This is a genomic window from Deinococcus sp., assembly GCF_030523985.1.
GTDB lineage: Bacteria > Deinococcota > Deinococci > Deinococcales > Deinococcaceae > Deinococcus.
This window is the reverse complement of sequence record NZ_JAUNHK010000006.1, coordinates 17,909-39,317: the sequence shown is the minus strand read 5'-3', so window position 1 is coordinate 39,317 and position 21,409 is coordinate 17,909. Positions and strand designations below refer to the sequence as shown.

General features: G+C 65.4%; 20 protein-coding genes. 12 read left to right on the top strand and 8 right to left on the bottom strand.

The window, feature by feature from the left end; all coding sequences use genetic code 11:
• Positions 1-346 precede the first annotated feature (346 nt).
• The 5 genes from Q4C89_RS02120 (at position 347) to Q4C89_RS02100 (ending at position 6,559) form a co-directional block, all read left to right on the top strand.
• Complete coding sequence (locus tag Q4C89_RS02120; RefSeq protein WP_303100957.1) at positions 347-2,119, top strand: ABC transporter substrate-binding protein; 1,773 nt, start codon at positions 347-349, stop codon at positions 2,117-2,119.
• A gap of 154 nt (positions 2,120-2,273) precedes the next feature.
• Positions 2,274-3,257: an ABC transporter permease gene (locus tag Q4C89_RS02115; protein ID WP_303100956.1), complete on the top strand. Its 984-nt coding sequence runs from the start codon at positions 2,274-2,276 to the stop codon at positions 3,255-3,257.
• Positions 3,258-3,268: 11 nt separating this feature from the next.
• The gene (locus tag Q4C89_RS02110) at positions 3,269-4,399 is read left to right on the top strand and encodes an ABC transporter permease (protein WP_303100955.1); all 1,131 of its coding nucleotides are present in this window, start codon (positions 3,269-3,271) and stop codon (positions 4,397-4,399) included.
• Positions 4,400-4,436: 37 nt separating this feature from the next.
• Complete coding sequence (locus Q4C89_RS02105) at positions 4,437-5,534, top strand: ABC transporter ATP-binding protein (protein WP_303100954.1); 1,098 nt, start codon at positions 4,437-4,439, stop codon at positions 5,532-5,534.
• A complete protein-coding gene (locus tag Q4C89_RS02100) occupies positions 5,531-6,559 on the top strand; it encodes an ABC transporter ATP-binding protein (protein ID WP_303100953.1) in 1,029 nt (342 codons plus the stop codon). Before Q4C89_RS02105 ends, Q4C89_RS02100 begins: the two co-directional genes overlap by 4 nt.
• Positions 6,560-6,641: 82 nt before the next feature.
• Here the strand turns inward: Q4C89_RS02100 and Q4C89_RS02095 are convergent, their stop codons facing one another.
• Entirely contained in the window at positions 6,642-7,415 is a 774-nt protein-coding gene (locus tag Q4C89_RS02095) for a YkgJ family cysteine cluster protein (protein ID WP_303100952.1), read from the bottom strand.
• Between the two features lie 189 nt (positions 7,416-7,604).
• Between Q4C89_RS02095 and Q4C89_RS02090 the strand changes: the two genes are divergently transcribed.
• The 7 genes from Q4C89_RS02090 (at position 7,605) to Q4C89_RS02060 (ending at position 14,355) form a co-directional block, all read left to right on the top strand.
• On the top strand, positions 7,605-8,636 hold the full coding sequence (locus Q4C89_RS02090) for an HD-GYP domain-containing protein (RefSeq protein WP_303100951.1): 1,032 nt from the start codon (positions 7,605-7,607) through the stop codon (positions 8,634-8,636).
• A gap of 85 nt (positions 8,637-8,721) precedes the next feature.
• Positions 8,722-9,483: a phosphotransferase family protein gene (locus Q4C89_RS02085; RefSeq protein WP_368493197.1), complete on the top strand. Its 762-nt coding sequence runs from the start codon at positions 8,722-8,724 to the stop codon at positions 9,481-9,483.
• 53 nt (positions 9,484-9,536) lie between these two features.
• Positions 9,537-10,160 carry a uracil phosphoribosyltransferase gene (gene upp, locus Q4C89_RS02080; RefSeq protein ID WP_303100949.1) on the top strand — a complete coding sequence of 208 codons (624 nt, stop codon included), beginning with the start codon at positions 9,537-9,539 and terminating at the stop codon, positions 10,158-10,160.
• A gap of 44 nt (positions 10,161-10,204) precedes the next feature.
• Positions 10,205-10,861, top strand: a complete 657-nt coding sequence (locus Q4C89_RS02075) for a hypothetical protein (RefSeq protein WP_303100948.1) — start codon at positions 10,205-10,207, stop codon at positions 10,859-10,861.
• 205 nt (positions 10,862-11,066) lie between these two features.
• Complete coding sequence (locus Q4C89_RS02070; protein ID WP_303100947.1) at positions 11,067-12,200, top strand: MraY family glycosyltransferase; 1,134 nt, start codon at positions 11,067-11,069, stop codon at positions 12,198-12,200.
• A 75-nt stretch (positions 12,201-12,275) separates the two neighbouring features.
• The gene (gene wecB, locus Q4C89_RS02065) at positions 12,276-13,424 is read left to right on the top strand and encodes a non-hydrolyzing UDP-N-acetylglucosamine 2-epimerase (protein ID WP_303100946.1); all 1,149 of its coding nucleotides are present in this window, start codon (positions 12,276-12,278) and stop codon (positions 13,422-13,424) included.
• A 7-nt stretch (positions 13,425-13,431) separates the two neighbouring features.
• Positions 13,432-14,355, top strand: a complete 924-nt coding sequence (locus tag Q4C89_RS02060) for a diacylglycerol kinase family protein (RefSeq protein ID WP_303100945.1) — start codon at positions 13,432-13,434, stop codon at positions 14,353-14,355.
• Positions 14,356-14,459: 104 nt separating this feature from the next.
• Here Q4C89_RS02060 and Q4C89_RS02055 read toward each other — a convergent pair whose 3' ends face one another.
• The 7 genes from Q4C89_RS02055 to Q4C89_RS02025 all read right to left on the bottom strand — a co-directional run bounded on the left by Q4C89_RS02055 (position 14,460) and on the right by Q4C89_RS02025 (position 21,322).
• The gene (locus tag Q4C89_RS02055) at positions 14,460-15,167 is read right to left on the bottom strand and encodes a hypothetical protein (protein ID WP_303100944.1); all 708 of its coding nucleotides are present in this window, start codon (positions 15,165-15,167) and stop codon (positions 14,460-14,462) included.
• A 211-nt stretch (positions 15,168-15,378) separates the two neighbouring features.
• Complete coding sequence (locus Q4C89_RS02050) at positions 15,379-16,029, bottom strand: response regulator transcription factor (RefSeq protein WP_303100943.1); 651 nt, start codon at positions 16,027-16,029, stop codon at positions 15,379-15,381.
• Between the two features lie 2 nt (positions 16,030-16,031).
• Positions 16,032-17,042 (bottom strand): hypothetical protein, encoded by a 1,011-nt coding sequence (locus Q4C89_RS02045; protein ID WP_303100942.1) that lies wholly within the window; start codon positions 17,040-17,042, stop codon positions 16,032-16,034.
• Positions 17,039-18,721, bottom strand: a complete 1,683-nt coding sequence (locus tag Q4C89_RS02040) for a sensor histidine kinase (protein WP_303100941.1) — start codon at positions 18,719-18,721, stop codon at positions 17,039-17,041. The genes Q4C89_RS02045 and Q4C89_RS02040 overlap by 4 nt, the downstream gene beginning before the upstream one ends.
• A gap of 158 nt (positions 18,722-18,879) precedes the next feature.
• A complete protein-coding gene (locus tag Q4C89_RS02035; protein WP_303100940.1) occupies positions 18,880-19,878 on the bottom strand; it encodes a ferritin-like domain-containing protein in 999 nt (332 codons plus the stop codon).
• Between the two features lie 191 nt (positions 19,879-20,069).
• A complete protein-coding gene (locus tag Q4C89_RS02030; RefSeq protein WP_303100939.1) occupies positions 20,070-20,753 on the bottom strand; it encodes an anti-sigma factor in 684 nt (227 codons plus the stop codon).
• Positions 20,750-21,322 carry an RNA polymerase sigma factor gene (locus tag Q4C89_RS02025; RefSeq protein ID WP_303100938.1) on the bottom strand — a complete coding sequence of 191 codons (573 nt, stop codon included), beginning with the start codon at positions 21,320-21,322 and terminating at the stop codon, positions 20,750-20,752. The genes Q4C89_RS02030 and Q4C89_RS02025 overlap by 4 nt, the downstream gene beginning before the upstream one ends.
• Positions 21,323-21,409: the final 87 nt, after the last annotated feature.

Below are 21,409 nucleotides of genomic sequence, written 5' to 3'. Positions count from 1 at the left end.
CGCCTTCGGTCAAAGGGGAAGGGAGAGCCATGTCGTTTTCTCCTGCCCGTCCCCTGGACCACCACCATCACGCGTTTTTCGGATTTGCAGGTGTGCGAAGCCCCGTCAAAAGGTCAGTCATGACGGGAAATTTGGCCTCTGTCCCTGGGTCAGAACGAGCAGTTCCCAGCAGCCGAAAAGATTGTGCACTAAGCCCCTATTGTGACAAAAATGCATGACAAACACTTGACCCCGTGTAGGCAAGTCCATATATTGACCGCGCTGGAAATCCCTAACCTCTCACGCTGACGTTGCCGAGCGAGTGCGCTCCGACGTTGGCTTTTTCCAGAATATCCCGGAGGATTTCATGAAGAAAGCAATGATGCTGGCCCTGGCCCTGGCTGCGAGCACCTCGCTCGCTGCGCCGTTCGTCTACCCTGCGAGCTGGACCACCAACAAGGCCAGCGAAGTCAAGACGGGCGGTACCTTCCGCGCCGTCAACCTTCAGGACTTCAAGACCAACAACCCCTTCACCACGGCAGAAAGCCCCAACCTGCCCGCCCTTCTGAGTGCCGGCGGCCTGTTGGGAATCGATCCCATCACCAACCAGTTCTACCCCTACATGGCCGAGAAGTACACTCAGTCCGCCGACAAGCGGACCTTCACGGTGGACATCCGTCAGGGCATGAAGTGGAGCGACGGCAAGCCGATCACCGCCGACGACTGGATCACCAGCTTCACCATCCACACCAACAAAGATGTGGGCAGCAACAGCTACGACGGCTGGTTCATCAACAACCAGCCCATCAAGGTCAGCAAGGTGGATGCCAACACCATCAAGATCGTGTTCCCCAAGGCCGACGTGCTGGCTCTGGAAACCCTGTGGGGCTTCGAGCCTCAGCCGACCCACATCTTCATGCCCGTCTACAAGTCCAAGGGCGCTGAAGGCATCAAGGACATGTGGACCATCAGCGCCGACCCCAAGAACGTCGTGACCAGCGGCCCCTTTATGCTGGAGCGGTACGTGCGCGGTGAGCGTGCCATCCTCAAGAAGAACCCCTACTTCGGCGAGTGGAACAAGGACAGCGCGGGCAAATCGCTGCCCTACATGGACGGCGTGCAGATCAACATCGTGGCTGACGCCAACGCGCAGCTTGCCCAGTTCCTGGGTGGCAACCTCGACAGCTACAGCCCCGACCTCCGTGACCGTTTGGCCCAGGTCAAGTCGGCCATCGACAGCGGAAAGGTCAAAGGTGTGCTGATTCCCAACGCCAGCGCTCGCGCCAGCAGCGACTTCATGGTCTTTAACATGGACGATAGTGCCACCTTCAAGACCAAGCTGTTTTCCAACGTCAAGTTCCGTCAGGCCATGAGCATGCTGATGAACCGTGAAGCGATGGTCGACCTGACGCTCGGCGGTCTCGGTCAGCCCACCTACACCTCGGTTTACCCCGTCTACAAGGACTGGATCCCCTCGGGCATGGACAAGTACAAGTTCAACCCCACCGCCGCTGCCAAGCTGCTGGCCGAACTCGGCTTCAAGAAGGGCAAGGACGGCATCCTGGCCGACAAGGCGGGCAACAAGCTCGAGTTCACCCTGATCACCAACGCCGAAAACACCCGTCGTCAGGGCTACGCCAAGATCATCCAGGACGAAGCCAAGAAGGTGGGCGTCAAGATCAACACCAGCTTCATCGCTTTCAACCAGATGACCACCCTGCTCGACGCCAAGGACAACTTCGGTCGCCGTAACTTCGACGCCATCATCATCGGTCTGGTCGGCGGTGGACGCGCTTACCCCGTGTCCGGCCCCAACGTCGTGGAATGCTCCGGCCTGACCGACGGCGGCAACCTGCACATGTTCAACCAGAGCAACAAGTGCCGCTTCCCCTTCGAAACCCAGGCCGTGAACCTGTACTGGAAGGGCCGCGCCGAGTTCGACCTCGCCAAGCGCAAGGCTGTCGCCGCCCAGATCCAGAAGAACGAAATGGAAAACCAGCCCTACATCCAGCTGGCTGCCCAGACCGTTCACTACGCCTGGACTGACCGCGTGCAAGGCGAGCTGCCCCGCAACGCCATGACCGCACTGAACGCCGGTTTCTACGGTCCCCGCGACATCGCGCTGACCTGGATCAAGTAAGAGCTGACCACGCCTAGAATTCAATTCTGAGTTCCAGTCGGGCGCGGGGCTACCACATGGCCCCGCGCTCAATCCATGAATCCGGCCAAATGAGAGCCGAGACACCTTTTGTTCCTTTCAGGGCAACACCTGATGCGCGTGGAGGGTCATTACCTTGCTTCCTTACATCCTGCGGCGTGTGCTGCAATTTATTCCCACCTTCGTCGTGGCGACCATGCTGGCATTCTTCATTACCCAGGCGGCGCCAGGAGACTTTCTGTCTCAGCTCAAGGAAAACCCGTCCGTCAGGCCGGAAACCATTGAACGCCTGCGCCAGCAGTTTGGCCTGGACCAGCCCGTCATCGTTCAGTACCTCTACTGGTTCAAGAATCTGCTGACAGGCGATCTGGGCGATTCCTTCCAGTACAAGCGCCCGGTGGCCGAAGTCATTCAGGGGCCGTTTCTCAACAGCCTGATTCTGGTGGTCATCAGCACCGTGCTGCACTTTGCCGTGTCCATTCCTATCGGCGTGTACAGTGCGCTCAAGCCCTACAGCTTCTGGGACCGCGTGTTCACCTTCTTTTCTTACATCGGCCTGGGGATTCCCTCGTTTTTCTTCGGCCTGCTGGCGATCTACGCCATGCTGCAACTCAAGCAGCAGTTCGGCTGGGATCTGCCGCTGGGTGGCAAGTCAAGCAGCGCACTCCCGGCAGATATTTCTCCGCTGCGCCGCTTCTGGGACGTGTTCCTCCACGCCCTAATTCCGTCCATCATTCTGGTGCTGCGCGGCATTTCGGGTGAAAGCCGCTTCATTCGCGGGCAGATGCTCGAAGTGCTGGGTCAGGACTACATCCGCACCGCCCGCGCCAAGGGCCTGAACGACCGCGCCGTGACCTACAAGCACGCATTCAAGCTCGCCATGATTCCGACCATCGCAGGTCTGGGTGGCCTGCTTCCTGGCCTGATCAGCGGCGCAGGCTTTCTGGAAATCGTGTTCAACTGGCCCGGTCTGACGCCGCTGCAACTCACGGCGCTCGGCAACCAGGACATCTACATCCTGATGGCGGTGACGGCGCTCGGCACCCTCCTGTTCATGATTGGCAACCTGCTGTCCGACCTGCTGCTGGCTGCCGTTGACCCCCGGATTCGGTACAGCTAAGGAGCCTGGAGATGACAACGGCAACCGCACCTCAGAAAATTCAGAAGTCCAAGAGCCAGTGGCAGGTCATTCGGACCCAGTTTTTCCGCAACCCCTTGGCCCGCCTGGGCCTGTTCATCCTGGGCTTTCTTTATCTCATCGCCCTGTTCGCGGGCTTCCTGGCCCCTTACGGCCTGACCGAGTACAGCACTTCCGACCGTATTTCCTGGGCACCCCCCACCAAGATTCACTGGCAGGATGACGGCAAGTTTGCCCCGCACGTCTACGGCCTCAAGCGCGACATCGACATGGAAACCTTCCGTGACAAGTACACCGAAGACCCTTCGGTCAAGTGCCCGGTCAAGTTCTTTGTCCGCAACCCCGACATTGAGGGCCGCACCTACAAGTTCCTGGGCTTTATCCCCAGCAGCCTCAAACTCCTGGGCGTGGACGAACCCTGCAAGCTCTACCTGCTGGGCAGCGACAACTTCGGGCGTGACCAGTTCTCGCGCATCATGTACGGTTCGCAAATCAGCCTGACCATCGGCATCATCGCCTCGGTGCTGTCGCTGGTGCTGGGGCTGGTGCTGGGCGGCATCGCCGGATACTTCCGGGGGCTGGCCGACACCATCATCATGCGTCTGGTCGAAGTGCTGGCCGCCATTCCCGACCTCTTCCTGCTGATTCTGCTGCGCGCCATGTTCCCGCTCGAAGCCAACCCGATTCTGGTGTTCTACATCGTGGTCGGTCTGCTGGCGTTCATCGGCTGGGGCGGTATCGCCCGTGTGGTCCGTGGACAGATTCTGTCGGGCCGCGAAATGGACTATGTGCAGGCCGCCAACGCCCTCGGTGCGTCGGACGCCCGCATCATCGGTCAGCACTTGCTGCCCAACTCGGCCACCTTCATCATCGTGGCGATGTCGCTGGCGATTCCCGGTTACATCCTCACCGAATCGGGCCTGAGCTTTATCGGCATCGGCATCGTGGAGCCTTACGCTTCGTGGGGCAGTCTGCTCAAACTGGCGCAAGACGGCGGCTTCGAGTCGCTCGACACTCGTCCCTGGGTGCTGCTGCCGGGCGTGTTCATCATGTTGGCCGTTCTGGGCTGGCAGTTCGTGGGCGACGGTCTGCGCGACGCCTTCGACCCGCGCCGCCGCCGCTAAACGCTATGATGCCTCTCATGCACAACAGGGGAAAGAAATGACCCAGCAACATTCGGGCGAGGTGCTGCTCGCCGTCAACAACCTCCAGACCTACTTCCATACCGACGACGGCGTCGTCAAGAGCGTGGACGGCGTGACCTTCCACATCAAGAAGGGCGAGACACTCGCCGTGGTGGGCGAGTCCGGCTCGGGCAAGAGCGTGACCAGCCTCACCATCATGCGCCTGATTCCCATGCCTCCCGGCCAGATCGCGGGCGGTGAGATTCTGTTCACCGGCAAGGACGGCGTGCAGAAGAACCTGGTCAACGTGTCCGAAGCCGAAATGCGTAAGATTCGCGGCAACGACATCTCCATGATTTTTCAGGAGCCGATGACCAGCCTCAACCCGGTGTACACGGTGGGCGACCAGATCGCCGAAGCCGTGATGCTGCACCAGGGCAAGACCCGCAAGGAAGCGATGGATGTCGCCACCGACATGCTGCGTTTCGTGGGCATTCCGGCACCCGAAAAGCGCGTCAACGAGTACCCCCACCAGATGTCGGGCGGGATGCGCCAGCGCGTGATGATTGCGATGGCGCTGTCGTGCAAGCCTGCGCTCCTGATTGCCGACGAGCCGACCACCGCGCTCGACGTGACCATTCAGGCGCAGATTCTCGACCTGATGCGCAACCTGCAAAAAGAAGTGGGCATGAGCATCCTGTTCATCACCCACAACCTGGGCGTGGTGGCCGAAATGGCCGACCGCGTCGTGGTGATGTACGGCGGGCGCGTGGTCGAGGAAGGCGACGTGATCGAGATTTTCAAAGCCCCCCGTCACCCCTACACCATGGGCCTGCTCAACTCGATTCCCCGCCCCAGCGAGGAAGAACACGCGCACGTTCCCGGGCAGCCCAAAAAGCGCCTGGAAGCCATTCCCGGCAACGTGCCCAACCCCCTGAATCTGCCCCCCGGCTGCACCTTCGAGCCGCGCTGCAAGTTCGCGCTGCCGCAGTGCTCGCAGGGTGTCCCCGCGCTTGAAGACACGGGCGGCGGTCACATGGCCCGCTGCATCCGCTGGCGCGAATTTGAAGCCGCCGACCCTGACCGCGTTCATACCGTGCAGCACATCGGTCAGGGCAGCGAGGTGAACGCATGACCACTGGCCCCGTTTTGACCCCTGGACACCAGGCCAACCCCAGCGTGGCTCCCCGCACCAATCTGCTGGAAGTCAACAACCTGCAAAAATACTTCCCCATTCGCGGCGGTCTGATGTCGCGTGTGGTCGCCAACGTGAAGGCCGTCAACGACATCACCTTCAAGGTCGGCAAGGGCGAAGTGGTCGGCCTGATCGGTGAGTCCGGTTCCGGCAAGACCACCGCCGGACGTGCCCTGCTGCGCCTGATCGAACCGACGGGCGGACAGGTCATTTTCGACGGCACCGACATCACCAAGCTATCCAAGCCGCAGATGCGCGACTACCGCCGCCAGATGCAGATTATTTTCCAGGACCCCTTCGCTTCGCTCAACCCGCGCATGACGGTCAGCGACATCATCGGCGAAGCGATGCAGATTCATAACCTGCACCCTGGCAAACAGCGCATCGACCGCATTGCCGAACTGCTTCAGCGTGTGGGCCTGCGCCCCGAGCACATGGGCCGCTACCCCCACGAGTTCTCGGGCGGTCAGCGCCAGCGCATCGGCATTGCCCGCGCTCTGGCGGTGGACCCCAGCTTCATCGTGGCCGACGAGCCCGTTTCGGCGCTCGACGTGTCCATTCAGGCACAGGTCGTCAACCTCATTCAGGACTTGCAGGAAGAACTGGGCCTGACGGTGCTGTTCATCGCGCACGACCTGCACGTCGTGGAGTACATCTGCGACCGCATGATCGTGATGTACCTGGGCCGCATCATGGAAATTGCGCCCAGCCGCGAACTGAACCGCAACCCCAAGCATCCCTACACCGAGGCGCTGCTGTCGGCCTCGCCCATTCCCGACCCGACCATCAAGCGCCAGCGCATCATTCTGGAAGGCGACATTCCCAGCCCCATCAACCCCCCGAGCGGCTGTGTGTTCCGCACCCGTTGCCGCTACGCGATTGCCGACTGCGCCAACATCGTTCCCGAACTGCGCGAAATCGCGCCCCAGCACTTCAAGGCTTGCATCCGCGACGACATTCTCTGACGTTGAGGGTCAAATAAAACGCTCTCCCCGGTCGGTTGGCCGGGGACGTTTTTTTGTCGTGGAATTGGGCTGCTGTGTTCGGTCAGCCGATTTCCAGCGTGACCGGGTGCGCCAGCCCTTTGCTTTTGGCGTAGGTCAATGCGCCGCGCCCGTCGCGCTGCTGGATACGGGCCATGAATTGCGGGTCGCGGGCGAGCGTGGTGACCGTCCAGAAGTCGCCCCACACCTCCAGGCCCCACGCCTGACGCATCGCTTTGCTGGCGGCGGCCCAGACGGGTTCGCTGAGGTGTTCCAGCGGCGCGATGAAGTGCAGTTCGCCGTCGGTGCCGGGGGTGCGGGCCACCTCACGGCGGTACTCGGCCTGTTCGCGGCGGCTCATGCTTTCCCAGGTGCCACAGGCGCAAAAGTGCGCGGGGAAGGCGCTGAAGGTGTCGCGGCATCGGGTCGGGCGGGCTTCGTACTGGGTACAGGCTCCGGTGGCGCGGTCCAGCAGCGGGCAAAAGCTGATTTCAAAGCGGTGGCGCTGCACGAATTCTTCTTCGTCTTGGGCGGTGCGGGCATTTTGCTGCACGGCGCGGGCGTGCTTCTCGAAGGCGCGGGCCTGGGCCGGGGTCAGCGCCTGGGCCGTGATCAGGGCTTCAGCGAGGCTGACGCGGATGGGCATATCGCAGCAAAAGTGACAGCCAGCGCCGCAAAAGACCTGCCCACCTTTGGCCTGATACTGGCCTATCCATTGCCGGGCCTGACGTCCGTAGCGGGCGTAGGCTTGCTGCACGGGCAATGTGACCGGATGGCCCTGTGGGGCACGGGCCGGAGAATCTAGTGGGGTCGGGCGTGGGGGGGTGCGGGGAGCCATCTGCCCTCAGGGTAATACCGCTCGGAAAAATAGTCTGCGTATGCGAACTGTTTTTCCGAACAGACTTGCAAGTTGCGCAGCAGAGTAAGGGAGATACGGGTTTGGGCGACGCGGAACACATTCGGGTGCCTTTCCTGGATGTGAAGAGTCAAGCCCAGACCCGTCTGACGCGGCTATACTGGGCCTACCGTGTTTCGACGCAAAGCTGCCAACAATTCTGCCCCCGACCCTCGCCGCACGGGCGTCGCCGGGCCTGCGCCTTCCGAAATGCTGGATCCCACCCGCGTGTTGACCGAGCTGCTGGCGCGGCCTTCTGCCGAGGGCATTCTCGAAAATGCTCTGGCCTACGCGTCCACGCTGCTGGGCGACCATGTCAACGGATACGCGATTGTGCGCCGGGGCCAGGACAAAGTGGCGGCTGTGTTCGGATACCCGCGGAGCCTGATTGGAACAGTCCTGAGCGGCCCCTGGGCGGCCATGCGCCCCCGCATCCTGTCCGAAGGCAGCAGCGAACTGTACGAGTCCAACGCGTCCGAGGTACACAAGGTTCTGGACGCCGCCGGAATGCGCGAAGTGCCGCTCTCGCTGGTCGTGCCCATCAGTGACCGGGGCCGCACGCTGGGGGCGCTGGTGCTGGACCGGACCAGCAGCGACCCGATTACGCCCATGCAGCAGGAAGCGGTGGCCCGCTGGGCGACGGCGGTGGCCCCGATCCTGGGGATGCTGGACGCCCGCGACGACTGGCAGCAGGCCGCCCGGCAGATTTCGGGCGCGGTGGTCGAGGCCATCGAGAGTCAGGAGTTCGACGGGGTCGGTCACGCGGCGGCGGTGGCCGAAAACAGCCTGAGAATCGGGCGGGCGATGGGTCTGTCGGCCCGTGAACTGGAAGAACTGTGGTTCGCCGCCACCCTGCACGACCTCGGCAAGATTCACGGCGAGCAGGGGCACGCGCAGGTCGGGGCCAACTTCCTGCAAAACGTGCCGCACCTGTCCGAGGCGCAAAAGGCCATTCGCAACCACCACGAACGCTGGGACGGTCAGGGCGAGCCCGACAAGCTCTCGGGCGAAGACATTCCGCTGTACGCCCGGATTCTCGCTGTCGCCAACGCTTATGTCCGCACGGGTGAGGTTGAGCGGGTGCACGCCCAGTCGGGCAAGGGGCTTGACCCCCGCGTGGTCGCCGCTCTGGACAAGGCGCTGGAGAAGGCCGCCGTGTCCTGAGTTGGGCCGTGAGGTGAACCTTTCCCCAGCGCCACAGCAGACGCACTTTCCCGTGTTGGAAGCGCGTTTCGGTCCCCTGACTCCTATGGACAGCGGGATGCAGAGCCGCGTCTATGCCACGCAGGACGGGGAGGCGGTGGTCAAGGTCTACCGCAACCACCAGGGCGAACACCGCCTGGAGGCCGAAAACATGCGCCGCGCCGGGCTGGGTGCCTGGGTCATTGACGCCACCGAGGGGGACGGAGTCGAGGCACTGGTGCTGCGCCGCTTTTCCGGCAGGCCGCTGGCCCGGGCCGACGTGTCGCGTGCGCTGCCCGCCCTGCGCGAACAACTCGCCCGCCTGCACGCCTGCCAGGAAGGCCGGGTCAACCTGCGGCGGGTGCAGGAGCGGTTGCGGCGCTTTCGCTCCTCGCTGTCGGGGTACGGGCTGGGCGACCTCTTCGAAGCGGTGGAAGTGCCGCTGGAGCGGGGGCTGCTCGACCAACCCGCGTCCTTTTGCCATCTGGATTTGTGGCACGACAACATCCTGATGAACCGGGAAAGCGGCGAAGTGCTCATCATCGACTGGACGAAATCGGCCCCCGACGACCCGCTGCGTGACCTGGCGCTGCTCAAGACAGGCACCCTCGATCTGCTGAGCGCCGACGAGAGTCTGACAGCGGCCCTGACCTTCCTGCCTGACCAGCAGCCCCCCACGTTGCAGCGTTACCGCGCTTATCTCGCCATGACCACGCTGCACGACCTGTACTGGTTCCTGATGAACGAACCCTACGAATTCGACACCCAGCGCGAGAAAAAGGTGCCCAGAGCGCGGCATGTGCTGGCCCGCCTGCCTGCGCTGGACTAGGGTGCGTCGAGCGTAGTTTCGACCCTTCCCCACGAACCGTTATCGTAGGGGACATGGTTACCGTCGTTCAGCACCCTCTGGTTCAGCACAAACTTTCCCTGATGCGGGATACGCGCACTGGCGTCAAGGAATTCCGCGAACTCGCCAGCGAACTCAGTCTGCTACTCGCCTACGAAGCCATGCGTGACCTCGAGGTCGAGCCGGTGCGTTTCGCCACTCCTATCGAGGAAGGCGAGTTTCCCATGCTCAGCGGCAAAAAGCTGGCGCTGGTCGCCATTCTGCGGGCGGGGCTGGTCATGACCGACGCTATCGTGAATCTGGTGCCTGCCGCCAAAGTGGGACACATCGGCATGTACCGCGACCCCGAAAGCCTCGCGCCTGTCGCTTACTATTCCAAGTTGCCCACCGACATCGCCGAGCGCCGCGTGTTCCTGACCGACCCCATGCTGGCGACGGGCGGCAGCGCCAACGCCGCCATTCAGAACCTCAAGGACGCGGGCGCACACTCCATCAAACTGATGTCCATCCTGGCGGCTCCCGAGGGCATCCGCGCCGTGCAGGAAGCGCATCCCGACGTGGAAATCGTGACCGCCGCCGTGGACAGCCACCTCAACGACCACGGCTACATCGTGCCGGGGCTGGGTGACGCGGGCGACCGGATTTACGGCACGAAGTGAAGGGTCCAAACGCTGAAGAAAAGCAGGACAGCGCCCAGGATTCCATGCAAGACGCAGCTAAAAAGTACGAATTCACGGGCCTGACCCGCACGCTAGAGGGGCGCACGCTGCGGCAGATTCGGGCGCTGCGGTCCCTGGAACTGTCGGACGTGGCGGCGGGCGAGGTCGGCGGCTGGATTGAGAAGGAAGCCAACCTGTCGCACGCGGGCGAGTGCTGGGTCTACCCCGACGCCTGCATCTTTGAGGACGCGGTGGTGGAGGGCGATTGCCGCATCGCGGACCGCGCCGTGGTGCGGGGGCGGGCGCGGCTGAGCGGCTTCATCCTGATGGACGACGACAGCGAAGTGACCGACGACGCGGTGGTGGAAAACGTCGCCCGTCTGAGCAGTACGACCCAGATTTACGGCGCGGCGGTGATTGCCTGCGGTCAGGACGGCCCGCAGATTTTGCCCGGCATCCAAATCGATTTCGACGTGAGTTACGGGCAGGAGTACGTGACCTTCGGCACGGGCTACAGCGGCTATTTGGTCGCCGTGTCGAGCACGGGCCGCGTGTGTGTGGCGGGCACCTACCAGACCGAACGCTGGGCGGGGACAGTGCAGGAATTTGAAGTGTGGGCCGCACAGTATGACGACGACCCCGAAGTGAACTGGCTGGCCCAGTGCGTGCGGCTGTACGCGCAGCAACAGGGGCTGACCTGAAGCGGTCTTCTCTTTGTGAGCCGCTCTACAGCACGTCAAACACAGCATTTTCTCCATCAACCATCAGCGAAGCGAGCCCATCGACCATCAACAGAGATGGCTCAGTGGCCTGAGTCCAAGTCCGTCTTCCTCAGCCCACGACCCACCCCCACAACTTTCGGCGGACGCCTTTTCTCACCCCTGGCCTTTAGAATCCAGTCACGTTATGGATTCTTTGCGGGCGCTCGCAGCGCAACTCGGCATCGCTGACCCGTTCGGGGCGGGATTTCTCAGTGTTCTGGTCACGTTCGTTACGGCCCTGGCCCTGACCTGGCTTTTCATTCCACGTCTGCGCGAATTCGCGGTGCAGGCGGGCTGGGCCGACATGCCCAACGCCCGGCGGCTCAACAAGGAACCGCTCCCCAACGCGGGCGGCCTCGCCATCTTCGCGGGCTTCGTGGTCAGCATCGTGGTGGCCTGGGCGCTGCGGCCGATCGTGGTGGAACTGGTCAACATTCAGGTGCTGGCGATCATGCTCGGCGCGGCGATTCTGGTGCTGGTGGGCTTTATCGACGACCAGTTCGGCCTCTCGCCGCTCTCGCGCCTGCTGGTGCAACTGCTGGTGTCGGTGCTGCTGATCGTCAACGGCCTGAAGATGGACTTCAACGCCATTCCGTTCATGCCCGTACTGCCCGACGCGGTCAACAATCCGCTCAGCACGGCCCTGACCATCCTGTGGATCGTGGGCCTGACCAACGCCGTGAACCTGATGGACGGGGTAGACGGCGTGGTGGGCGGGGTAGGTTTCGTGGTCAGCATGGTGCTGCTGGTCACGGCGGCGCAGTTTCCTGACCGGGCGGCGGCGGTCATCCTGCTGGCGGGACTGGCGGGGGCGTGCCTGGGTTACCTGCGCTACAACTTCAACCCCAGCCGCATCATCATGGGCGACGCGGGCGCGTACCTGATCGGGTTTACCCTGGCGGCAGTCAGTCTGCTGGGCACGCTCAAGGTCAGCGCGGGGGCGAGTCTGATCGTGCCGTTTATCGTGCTGGCGCTGCCGGTGCTGGACACCACCCAGGTCGTGATCGGTCGCCTGCGCCGGGGCATTCGCAACCCGCTGGGCCACCCCGACAAGACCCACATCCACCACCGCGTGCTGGCCCGCACCGCCTCGGCCCGCCGCACCGCCGTCATCCTGTGGAGCGTGGCGCTGCTGTGCGGCGTGCTGGGCATGTTGCTGCAAGGCGTCGCGCCGCTGGCCGTACTGGTGACTGCGCTGCTGGTCGGCGCGTGCCTGTGGTTCGTGGCCCATACCCGCATTCAGGCCCACGAACGCGAACGCACGCGGGAACTGAACTGAGCTTGAAACGGTGCTGGTAACCGGAAAAAGCCATCTGCCATCTGCCTTCAGCCTTCTGCTTCCAAAAGGAATCCCATGACCCAACCCAAAAACATTGTCCTCGCCTTTGGCACCCGCCCCGAAGCCACCAAGATGGCCCCCGTCTACCGCGCCCTGCAAGGGGTGGACGGCCTGCGCCCGCTGATTCTGTCCACCGGACAGCAGCGGCAAATGCTGGACGCGGCGCTGGGCGTGTTTGACCTGACGCCTGACCGCGACCTCAACGTGATGACCGAGCGCCAGACGCTGGCCGACCTCACCGCCCGCATCGTGCCGCAGGCGGGCCGGGTGCTGCGCGAGATGGAAGCCGACATGGTGCTGGTCCACGGCGACACGTCCACCTCGTTCTGCGTGGCGCTGTCGGCGTTTTACGAGGGCATCCCCGTGGGCCATGTGGAGGCGGGCCTGCGTTCGGGCAACCTGCGCGAACCTTTCCCCGAGGAAGCCAACCGCCGCCTGACGGGGGTGCTGTCGGCGCTGGATTTTGCGCCCACGGAGGCCAGCAAGGCCAACTTGCAGCGCGAGGGCAAGGCCGAGGACGGCATTTTCGTGACGGGGCAGACTGCCGTGGACGCCGTGCGCGAGGTGGCGGGCCGGGTGCCGCTGCGTCCCGCGTGGCAAGAACGCCTGGGCGCGGGCCAGAAGCTGGTCACCGTCACCATGCACCGACGCGAAAACCAGCCCATGATGCGCGAGATGGCGCAGGCCTTGGGCCGCGTGGCGGAAAAGTTCCCGCAGCATCACTTCATCTACCCCGTTCACCTGTCGCCCGCCGTGCAGGAAGCCGTGCGGCCCGTGCTGGAAGGCGTACCCAACTTCGAACTGACCGAGCCGCTGGACTATTCCGACATGGCCCCGCTGATGGCGGCCTCAGTGCTGCTCGCCACCGATTCGGGCGGTTTGCAGGAAGAAGGCGCGGCGCTGGGCGTACCCGTGGCGGTGCTCAGGAACGTGACCGAGCGGCCCGAAGGCGTGGAAGCGGGCGTGCTGAAGCTGGCAGGCAACGACCCGGCAGGGCTGGAACAGGTGCTGACCGACTTGCTAGGCAGTGAGGCCGAACTGCAAAAAATGCGTCAGGCCCGCAATCCCTACGGGGACGGGCACGCCGCCGAGCGTATCGCCCAGGCCATCGCTTGGCATTTCGGGCTGACGGAGCGGCCCGCCGACTGGGTTGCCGTATCCTGACCTGACCGTGACAATCTCGCCTGCCCACCGTTTGCCTTTTGCCGTCGTCCTGAATGCCCAGGCGGGCAACGGACTGGCCGGGCGCGAGTGGCCCCGGCTGCGCGGCGACCTGCTGGCGCGGGGGCTTTCCTTTGAGCTGATTGAGGCGGCTTCGGCGGCAGAGGCGCTGGCCCGCGTGTCGTCCCTGCCCCCCGAGCAACCCGTCCTGGCGGTGGGCGGTGACGGCACCGTGTCGGCGCTACTGCCCGCATTGGTCGGCACGGGGCGTCCGCTGGCGCTGCTGCCGCTGGGCAGTGGCAACGATTTCGCGGGAATGCTGGGCCTCAAGGCAGGCGACTTTGCCGAGGCGCTGGGCCGCCTAAAATACCAGCCGCGTCGGGTGGACGCCATCGCCGTGGACGTGCTGGACGGCGACCACGCGGGGCTGCACAAGCTGCTGCTCAACGGTCTGGGCCTGGGTATAGACGCGCAAGTGACCCACGCTTATCTGCGAGCGCCGCGTGGGTGGCCTGGATTCTGGCGCTACGCCTGGGGCGCGGTCACGTCGCTGGGCGACTTGCGGCTGGCGGGTCTGCGCCTGACGGTAGACGGGCAAACGCTCTACCAGGGGCCGAGCGTGCTGGCAGCGGTCATGAACAGCACGCGCTACGGCGGCGGCTTTCACATCAGCCCGCAGTCGGACGCCCGCGATGGTCTGCTCAATGCCGTGTGCAGCGGCCCGCTGTCGCGTCTGCAACTGGCAGACTTGATGCTGCGGGTGCTGCCCGGCAAGCACTTGGGGCACCCACTGGTGCACCACGCCCAGGGCCGCGACATAGAACTGCTGTGGGACACGCCGATGTTCCTGCATCTGGACGGCGACCTGTACGGTCAGGCGCGGCATCTGCGGGCGCGGGTGCTGCCTGGGGCGGTCACGCTGCTGAACGGGTAATCATCGCCGAAAGAGCAGGGCGATGATTGGTCAAAACGTCTAACGTGGAAACGCTTATAAATGCCCTCCATCATCCATCAGCGCAGCGAATCCATCATCCATCATCACCACCTTCCCGCGCTTGTCCACCAAACTTGCGCCAGCGTCAGCAGCCCCAGCGTGACCCACCACCACGTCAAAAACGGCTGGGCCTGTCCCCGTCGCCGCGCCGCGTTTCGTAGCAGGGTCAGCGGGAGGGCCGAGACTGCCAGCAGCAGTAGGAGCGTGGGCAGGGTAGCCAACAACAGGGCCAAAGGGTCAGGCGCGGGGATGTCATAACGCGAGAATTCGGCTTGAACGCGCTGGCCCAGTCGCCACTCGGCCCACAGGTTGACGGCTGCGCCCAGCAGCGGCAGCACCAGCGGCCAGCCCCACCCGCGCCAGGATAGTGAGGGCAGGGGAGGGGACAGGGGCGCGTGGGGCCGGGCCAGTCGCCCCAGCAGGCCGCCCAGCAGCGCCGCGCCGCCCAGCACCGGAATCCAGCCGAAGGTGACGTACAGCCCCAGCCCGATGTTGGCGTCCTGGTTGTCCTGGGGGTCGAGCAGGACAAAACTGCACAGCGCCGAGGCCAGCGCCGCCGCCAGTCCCGCGCCCCAGCGCACGCCAGGGTGCCGCTGTTGCAAGGCCAGCGCCAGCACGGGCAGCAGTGGCAGCAGCAAAAAAACTCCAAAACCCAGCGCCAGCCCCGCCCCCGCAGGTGCAACGGCAGCCCGCGCCAGATTTCCCAGAAAAGCGACGCCTAGCAGGGTCAGTATCAGTTTGGTGTCCTTCATTTCGGCTCCTGGCAAAAAGGGGTAAAAGGTGGCAAGGTAGAAAGCTCTTAGCCCCTTAGACTTCTAGACTCTTAGAGCATTTGACAAAAGAATGACCTGTCTTTTTTGACCCTCTCCCTTGATGGGACTTGCAAAGCTGCGAAGCAGAGAGGGCCTCGCAAAGCGAGGGGTGAGGGTGCCTTTTTCTGTCAAATGCTCTAGACCTTCACCCCTACAACTCCACGCCTTCCAGACTGGCAATGCCGTGCTGGAGGGCGTACAGCGCGGCCTGGGTGCGGCTTTCCAGACCCAGTTTGCCCAGCAGGCGCGAAACGTGGGTCTTGATGGTCGCCTCGCTGACGCCCTGCGCGGCGGCGATGTCACGGTTGCTCTGGCCGCGGGCGAGCTGTTGCAGTACCAGCGTTTCCTTGGGGGTGAGCGCCTCGCGCATCTCGCCTGCCCGGAAGTCGCGCACCAGCCGCCGCGCCGCTTCGGGGTGCAGCCGCACTTCGCCCCGCGCCGCCGCGTGGATGGCGTCCGCCAGCGTGTCCGACGAGGCGTCCTTGAGCATGTAAGAAATCGCGCCCGCGTCAATCGCGCCGTTGACCTTGTGCTCTTCCAGGGTGGAGGTCAGCGCAATCACTTCGGTGTCGGGCAGGCGGCGGCGCAGTTCGCGGGTGGCGGCAATCCCGTCCAGCACGGGCATCATCAAATCCATCACCACCACGTCGGGGCGCAGCGCTTCGGCCTCTTGCAAGGCTTCTTCGCCGTTGGCGGCCTCGCCCACCACTTCTATGCCTTCATCCAGCCCCAAAAACAGGCGCAGGCCCTGGCGCACGACGGCGTGGTCGTCGACCAACAAAACACGGACAGGTTGGGTCATCTTCAATTCTCCTTGAGGACAAAATGTTCGGCGGGCGCATCTACAAACAAGTCAAGTGCGGGGGCGAGGCCATCGGGGGTGCCACGGGGCAGCAGCAGGGTGTCGCGGTCAGGAAAGCGCACCCGCACCCGCAGGCCCGCCGGGACGCCCAGGGTGATGGTGCCGCTCTGGGTGCGGATGTCCAGATTGCCGCGTGTGCCAGGCCGCGCCGTGACCGCGATGTCGCCGCTGATGGTCGTCACGCTGCCCCTATCCACCAGCGCGGGCAGCACCACGCCGATGCCGCCACTGTCGCTGCCCGCGCCCAGCACGTCCAGACTGGCCCCCGCCAGGTTCAGGTCCAGGTCGCCCGTGCGCGAGTTGACGCGCAGCGGGCGGGTGCGGGTGCAGGCAGGCGCGGCGGCACGCCCCGAAGCGGTGCGCGTGACCACCGCGTAGGGGCCACCTTCCAGAGCGGGCAAGGTCAAGTCCAGGTCGCCGCTGTCGCTGCGGGCCGCCACCGAGCGCAGCCGCAGGAAGGAAAGGTCAAGGATTTGCCCGCCGCCCACCGTCTCGGTGTTCAGCGTCAGGGCGGCGGCGCGGCTGAGCGAAGCGGTCAGTTCGTGCTGCAAGGGTGGCGGGCCCGTCACCACCACCCCGTCACGCCCCAGCGCGGGCACCCGCAGCCAGGCGGAAAAATTGACCTCGTGGCCCAGGCGGCGCACGTCCACACTCAGCGGGTTCTGGGCGCGGTGTCTGGCCTCGCCGCTCAGCAGGTCGGGACTGCCCGCAGGCAGGGCGCTCAGGCGCAAGTTGCCCCGGTCACTGCCCAGGCGCAGCGTGGCCGAGGTCGCCAGGTCAAGGGGCAGTTTGCCGTCCAGCGGCACTTCAAAGGGCGTGGACAGCGCCGCCAGCCCCGGCAAGGGCTTCAGGGAAATGTCCTGCCACACCAGCGCCCCGCCGAGGCCCACCAGCCCCAGCCCCAGCGCCATTCGTGCCAGCACGGGCAGCAGTGGACGGGAAGGGGGGGTCATGGCGTCTCCGCCTGGGCAGGCAGCCGCAACGTGACCGTGGTGCCGCCCGCGCCGCTTTCCACGCTCAGGCTGCCGCCCACGCCCGCCGCCCGCTCGCGCATGGAGCGTTGGCCCAGCGTGCCGCGTCCCTGCGCCTGCGGGTCAAAGCCGCGCCCGTCGTCGCGCACGGTCAGGCGCACTTCGGCGGCGCCCTGTTCCAGCGCCAGCCACACCTGGGAGGCGCGGGCATGTTTGACCACGTTGTGCAGGGCTTCCTGGGCAACGCGGTAGGCGGCGGCCTGGGCTTCGGCACTCAGCGGCGGCTCGGCGTTCAGGGTGGCGTGAACCCTGAGGCCGTGCCGCGCTTCCAGGGCGTGCGCGTGCTGCGAGAGGGCCGCCACCAACCCGCCTTCTTCCAGCGCGTCGGGGCGCAGGCTGAAGAGCAGGGCTTTCATCTCGCTCACTCCGCCCTCGGCCAGCCGAATGGTGTAGTCCAGACTGGCCTGGGTGCGGGCGGTGTCCTTGTCCAGCGTGGCCCGCGCCGTTTTTGCCCCCAGGCTGATGCCGTAGAGCGCCTGGGCCACGCTGTCGTGCAGTTCGCGGGCGAGGCGGGCGCGTTCCTGTTCGCCCGCCCGCAGCGAGGCCCGCTCTATCAGGTCGGCGGCTTGCAGCGCGGTGGCGGCGTGGTCGGCCATAGACGCCAGAAACGCCAGTTCGTCGCCACTGGGCCGCAGTCCAGGCGGATAGATGGCCCGCAGCGTGCCGCCACTGCCGCCCCCCTCGGCCCCCGCAGGCAGCGCCAGGTCAGCCAGGGTCATGCCTCCCTCAGCCCACACCCGCGCTTCGCCTGGGGCCAGCGCCGAGGCGGGCGCAGTCGCCAGTGGCGATTCATGCCCCGACCCGACCCGCTGCAAGCCTACAGGCGAGAGCAGAAGTACCGTCTGGGCGGTACTGGCGGCCCTGGCCTGCCGCACGATTTCCTGCAAAGTGGCTTGCAGGTCGTCACCCAGCGCAATGCGCCCTGCCGCCCGCCGCAGCGCCACCACTTCACGCCGCGCCGCGCCCTCCTGGTCGGGCGAGAGCAGCGCCAGCACCAGACGCGTCCAGACCCGCCGCATCAGGTTCAGCACGCCGCCCAGCAGCAGCAGCGCCCCCAGCCCGGCTACGCCCGCGCCCACCCGGGCCAGCCCGCCCGTCTGCACGGCGGCTCCTTTCCAGGTCAGCGGAAGGTGAGGCTGACCCAGCCACAGCGGGGCACTCAGGCCAGCCAGGGCCAGGGTCAGCAGCGCCGCCAGCACCGCCCAGCACAGCAGCGCCAGCGGCAACTGCGCGACGTGAAACAGCAGGGCGCGGTAAGTCGCTGCGTCGCTCAGCACGCCCCGCAGCCAGGGCAGCACGCCCGTGTAGGCGGGACTCAGTGCAGGGCGGGCCAGATGCAGCCCCAGCAGCCGCGCCAGAAACCGCTGCACGTCCGCCAGTCCGCCCACCAGCCACAGCGCCCCCAGCAGCAGTGCCGCCCCGAACAGCAGCGGCAGCGACAGCACGCCCAGCACCGTGCCTGCGCTCAGCAGCCCCATCACCAGCACGCCCGCAGGAAAAGCCAGCAGCACGTACAGCGCCGTGCGCCACGTCAGCGGGTCGCGCAGGTCGCTGAGCAGCCCCTCACGCCGCACCTCCCGCAACTCTTCGCGCGCACTCATGGACACCATCATGCGGCTTAGGCTACGGGGCAGGGGCGTGGGCGTCGTCGGTCAAAAGGTGGAGGGCGAAGGCCCGACCGGTGTCAGGCCGATTCCTCCCGTCTCCCCGGTACGTGGGAGATGGGAGGAATCGGCCCTCTTTGTCAGCCTTCTTCAGCTCAGAGCGAAAGGATGGAGCTGTAGTCGCCGGTCACGCCGTTGCCGCTCAGGCCGTCGGGGAAGAAGCCCCCCTTCGCGGCCTTGCCGGTGGTGTCGAGCAGGACGATGTTGGCGATCTGCCGGGGCGTGCGGCTGAAGGCGATGCCGTTGGCGTCGGTCGGAACGATGTTGGCGTTGCGGGCCAGCACGCCGGCATTGCCCGTCGCAGTGAGGCCCTGGTCGCGGTCGTCGGTACCGTCTACGGCGTCACGCAGGTTGCTGATGGCCTGCACGACCTGCTCCACCGTCAGACCAGCGGCGGCCTGCTCGGTGCGGCGCAGGTACAGCTGGGTGCGGATGGAGCCGGCGTGGTACGCCTCGACTGCCAGAATTCCGGCGGCGTTTTCCAGGTTGCCGCCCGCCTTGTCGTCCACCAGCAGGCGGGCCGCACCCTTGTAGGCGGTGACGCCCACGTCCTCGAACACGAAGGCGCCGTGCAGAAAGAACAGGGGGTTGGCATAGGGGTTGAAGTTGGTGATGGCCCCGTTGGAAGCGAGTTTCCCGGCAGCCACGAAGGAGCCGCTGAGGTCCAGACGCGGCTGCGCGACGGCGGCGCTGCCCAGGACGGCGCGAATCACCTTGACATGCGCAAGTTCGTCGTCGGCGATTTCTTCCATCATGGCCCGCAGATCACCGGTCAGGCCGGGAACAGCGGTGCCGCCCGTTCCGGTAAAACCGCTCGGCAGGATGACCTTGGCCGCGTCGCCGCCCGCCGCCGTCAGCTCGTTCAGGCGCCCGACGGCAGCGAGGTAGAAGGCCGCTTCGAGGTATTCCAGGTTCAGCGCAAAGTTGAAGATGGTGGCGTCGAGGTTCGGCTTGGTGGGCTGCGTCGCCCCCACGTTGGCGCAACTGGCCAGGACAGCGCCGGCGCCCATCATGCCGAGCATGCCCAGGACGTTGCGGCGGTTGGGGGTGCTGGGCGTTTCGGTTTCGGGTACGGCGTTAAGAGCGTCGGTCATGGGTGATCCTCCAGGGAACAGGGCGAGAAGACGGAGAGCCATACTCAAAAAGGCCCACACTTAAAAGGGCAAAGCCTCGTCCCGAGGAGGACGGTCAGACTTCGGATGGTCCTTTGACCTGCTTGTAAGCCGAAGCCGCCCAAGTGGATCACGTCGCAATCTTTACCGAATCTTCATGAAGCCGAGTCTGCTCAAAGCGCCTGAGCGAACAGAGGTTTGGTCGTGGGGGCCGCGCTTCCGCCGGGCGGCTCGACCGTGACGGCAAGCGGAGTGCCGGGGGGGAGCGGCAGGGTCAGCAGTCCACCCTGCGTAAAGACCCCCAGCGAGCGCGGCTGTTCCCCGGCCAGGCTCCACAGCTGATAGGCGCGTCCCGGTTCGAGAGGCCGGGTCAGGTACACGAAGGTGCGGCCATCCGGCAATCGGGTCAGCGTGCCGAGAGAGCCGCCGGGCGTGGCGATGCTCTGCTGCGCGGCCCCCGGCACCCTGGCGTAGCGGGCGGGGAGGTCTGCCGGAACGCGCAGCACCAGCGCGAGGGCCGCCCCGACCAGCAGACTTGCAGCGAACGGCAGGCCCCAGCCGGTGGGACGCGGGTTGGGCGCCCTCTTTGCCGGAGTGGGGGGCAGCGTGCGTCTAGCCCCTTCCTCGGAGGCCCGCTCCGTCTGAACTCGGGCCAGCAGCCGCTCCCCGGCGTCCTGCGGCATCTGCACGGCGCTCAGGTCAAGGTCATCCAGCAGGGCGGCCAGCGCGGCCTCGTCGGCGGCCAGGTCGGCGCCCGCTTCCGGGTCGGCGGCGAGGCGGGCACGCAGGGCCTGCGCCTGCTCGGGCGGCAGCATGCCCAAGGCCAGGGCCACCTGCTCGTCTCTGTGTCTGCTCATGGCCCTTCACCCCCCTGCGCGTCGTCGTCTGCTCCCCGGCGTCCGGGCGGATGTCCGAGCGCCACCCGCATGCGGTCAAGCGCCGTACGCAGGCGCGACTTTACCGTACCGAGTGGAAGCCCGGTCAGTTGTGCCAGTTCCGAGTGCGAGTGCCCCCGGTAGTAGGCGAGTTCCACCAGTTGCCGCTGACTGGCGTCCAGCACCCCGACAGCGCGTTCGGCCAGCAGGCGGTTCGCCGGGTCGGGGGCGGGCGACGGGGCGTCCCACTCACCGAGTTCGAGCGCCACTTCTGGACGGTCGCGAAGTTCCTGCAAAAAGCGGTGGTGGGCGATGCTCAGCAGCCAGGTCTTGGCGCTGGCACGTGCGGGGTCGAACCGCGCCGCGTGACGCCAGGCGTTCATGAAGGCGTCCTGCACGCAGCAGTCCACGTCGTCCGGATGGCGCAGCATCCGTTGCCCGAGGCCGTAGAGCAGCCGGGCATAGCGGCGGTGAAGTTCCATCAGTGCCGCCTCGTCGCCAAGCGCCATCTGGCGCAGCAGCGCTTCGTCTGGGGTCGGCTCTGGGGTCATAGATAAGGTGCAGCGTAGCGCCTTCCGGGGCCGACTGGCTCACGGCTGAGGTTGACCTGGTACCCAGTTCAAGCAGCGTCGGCTCCC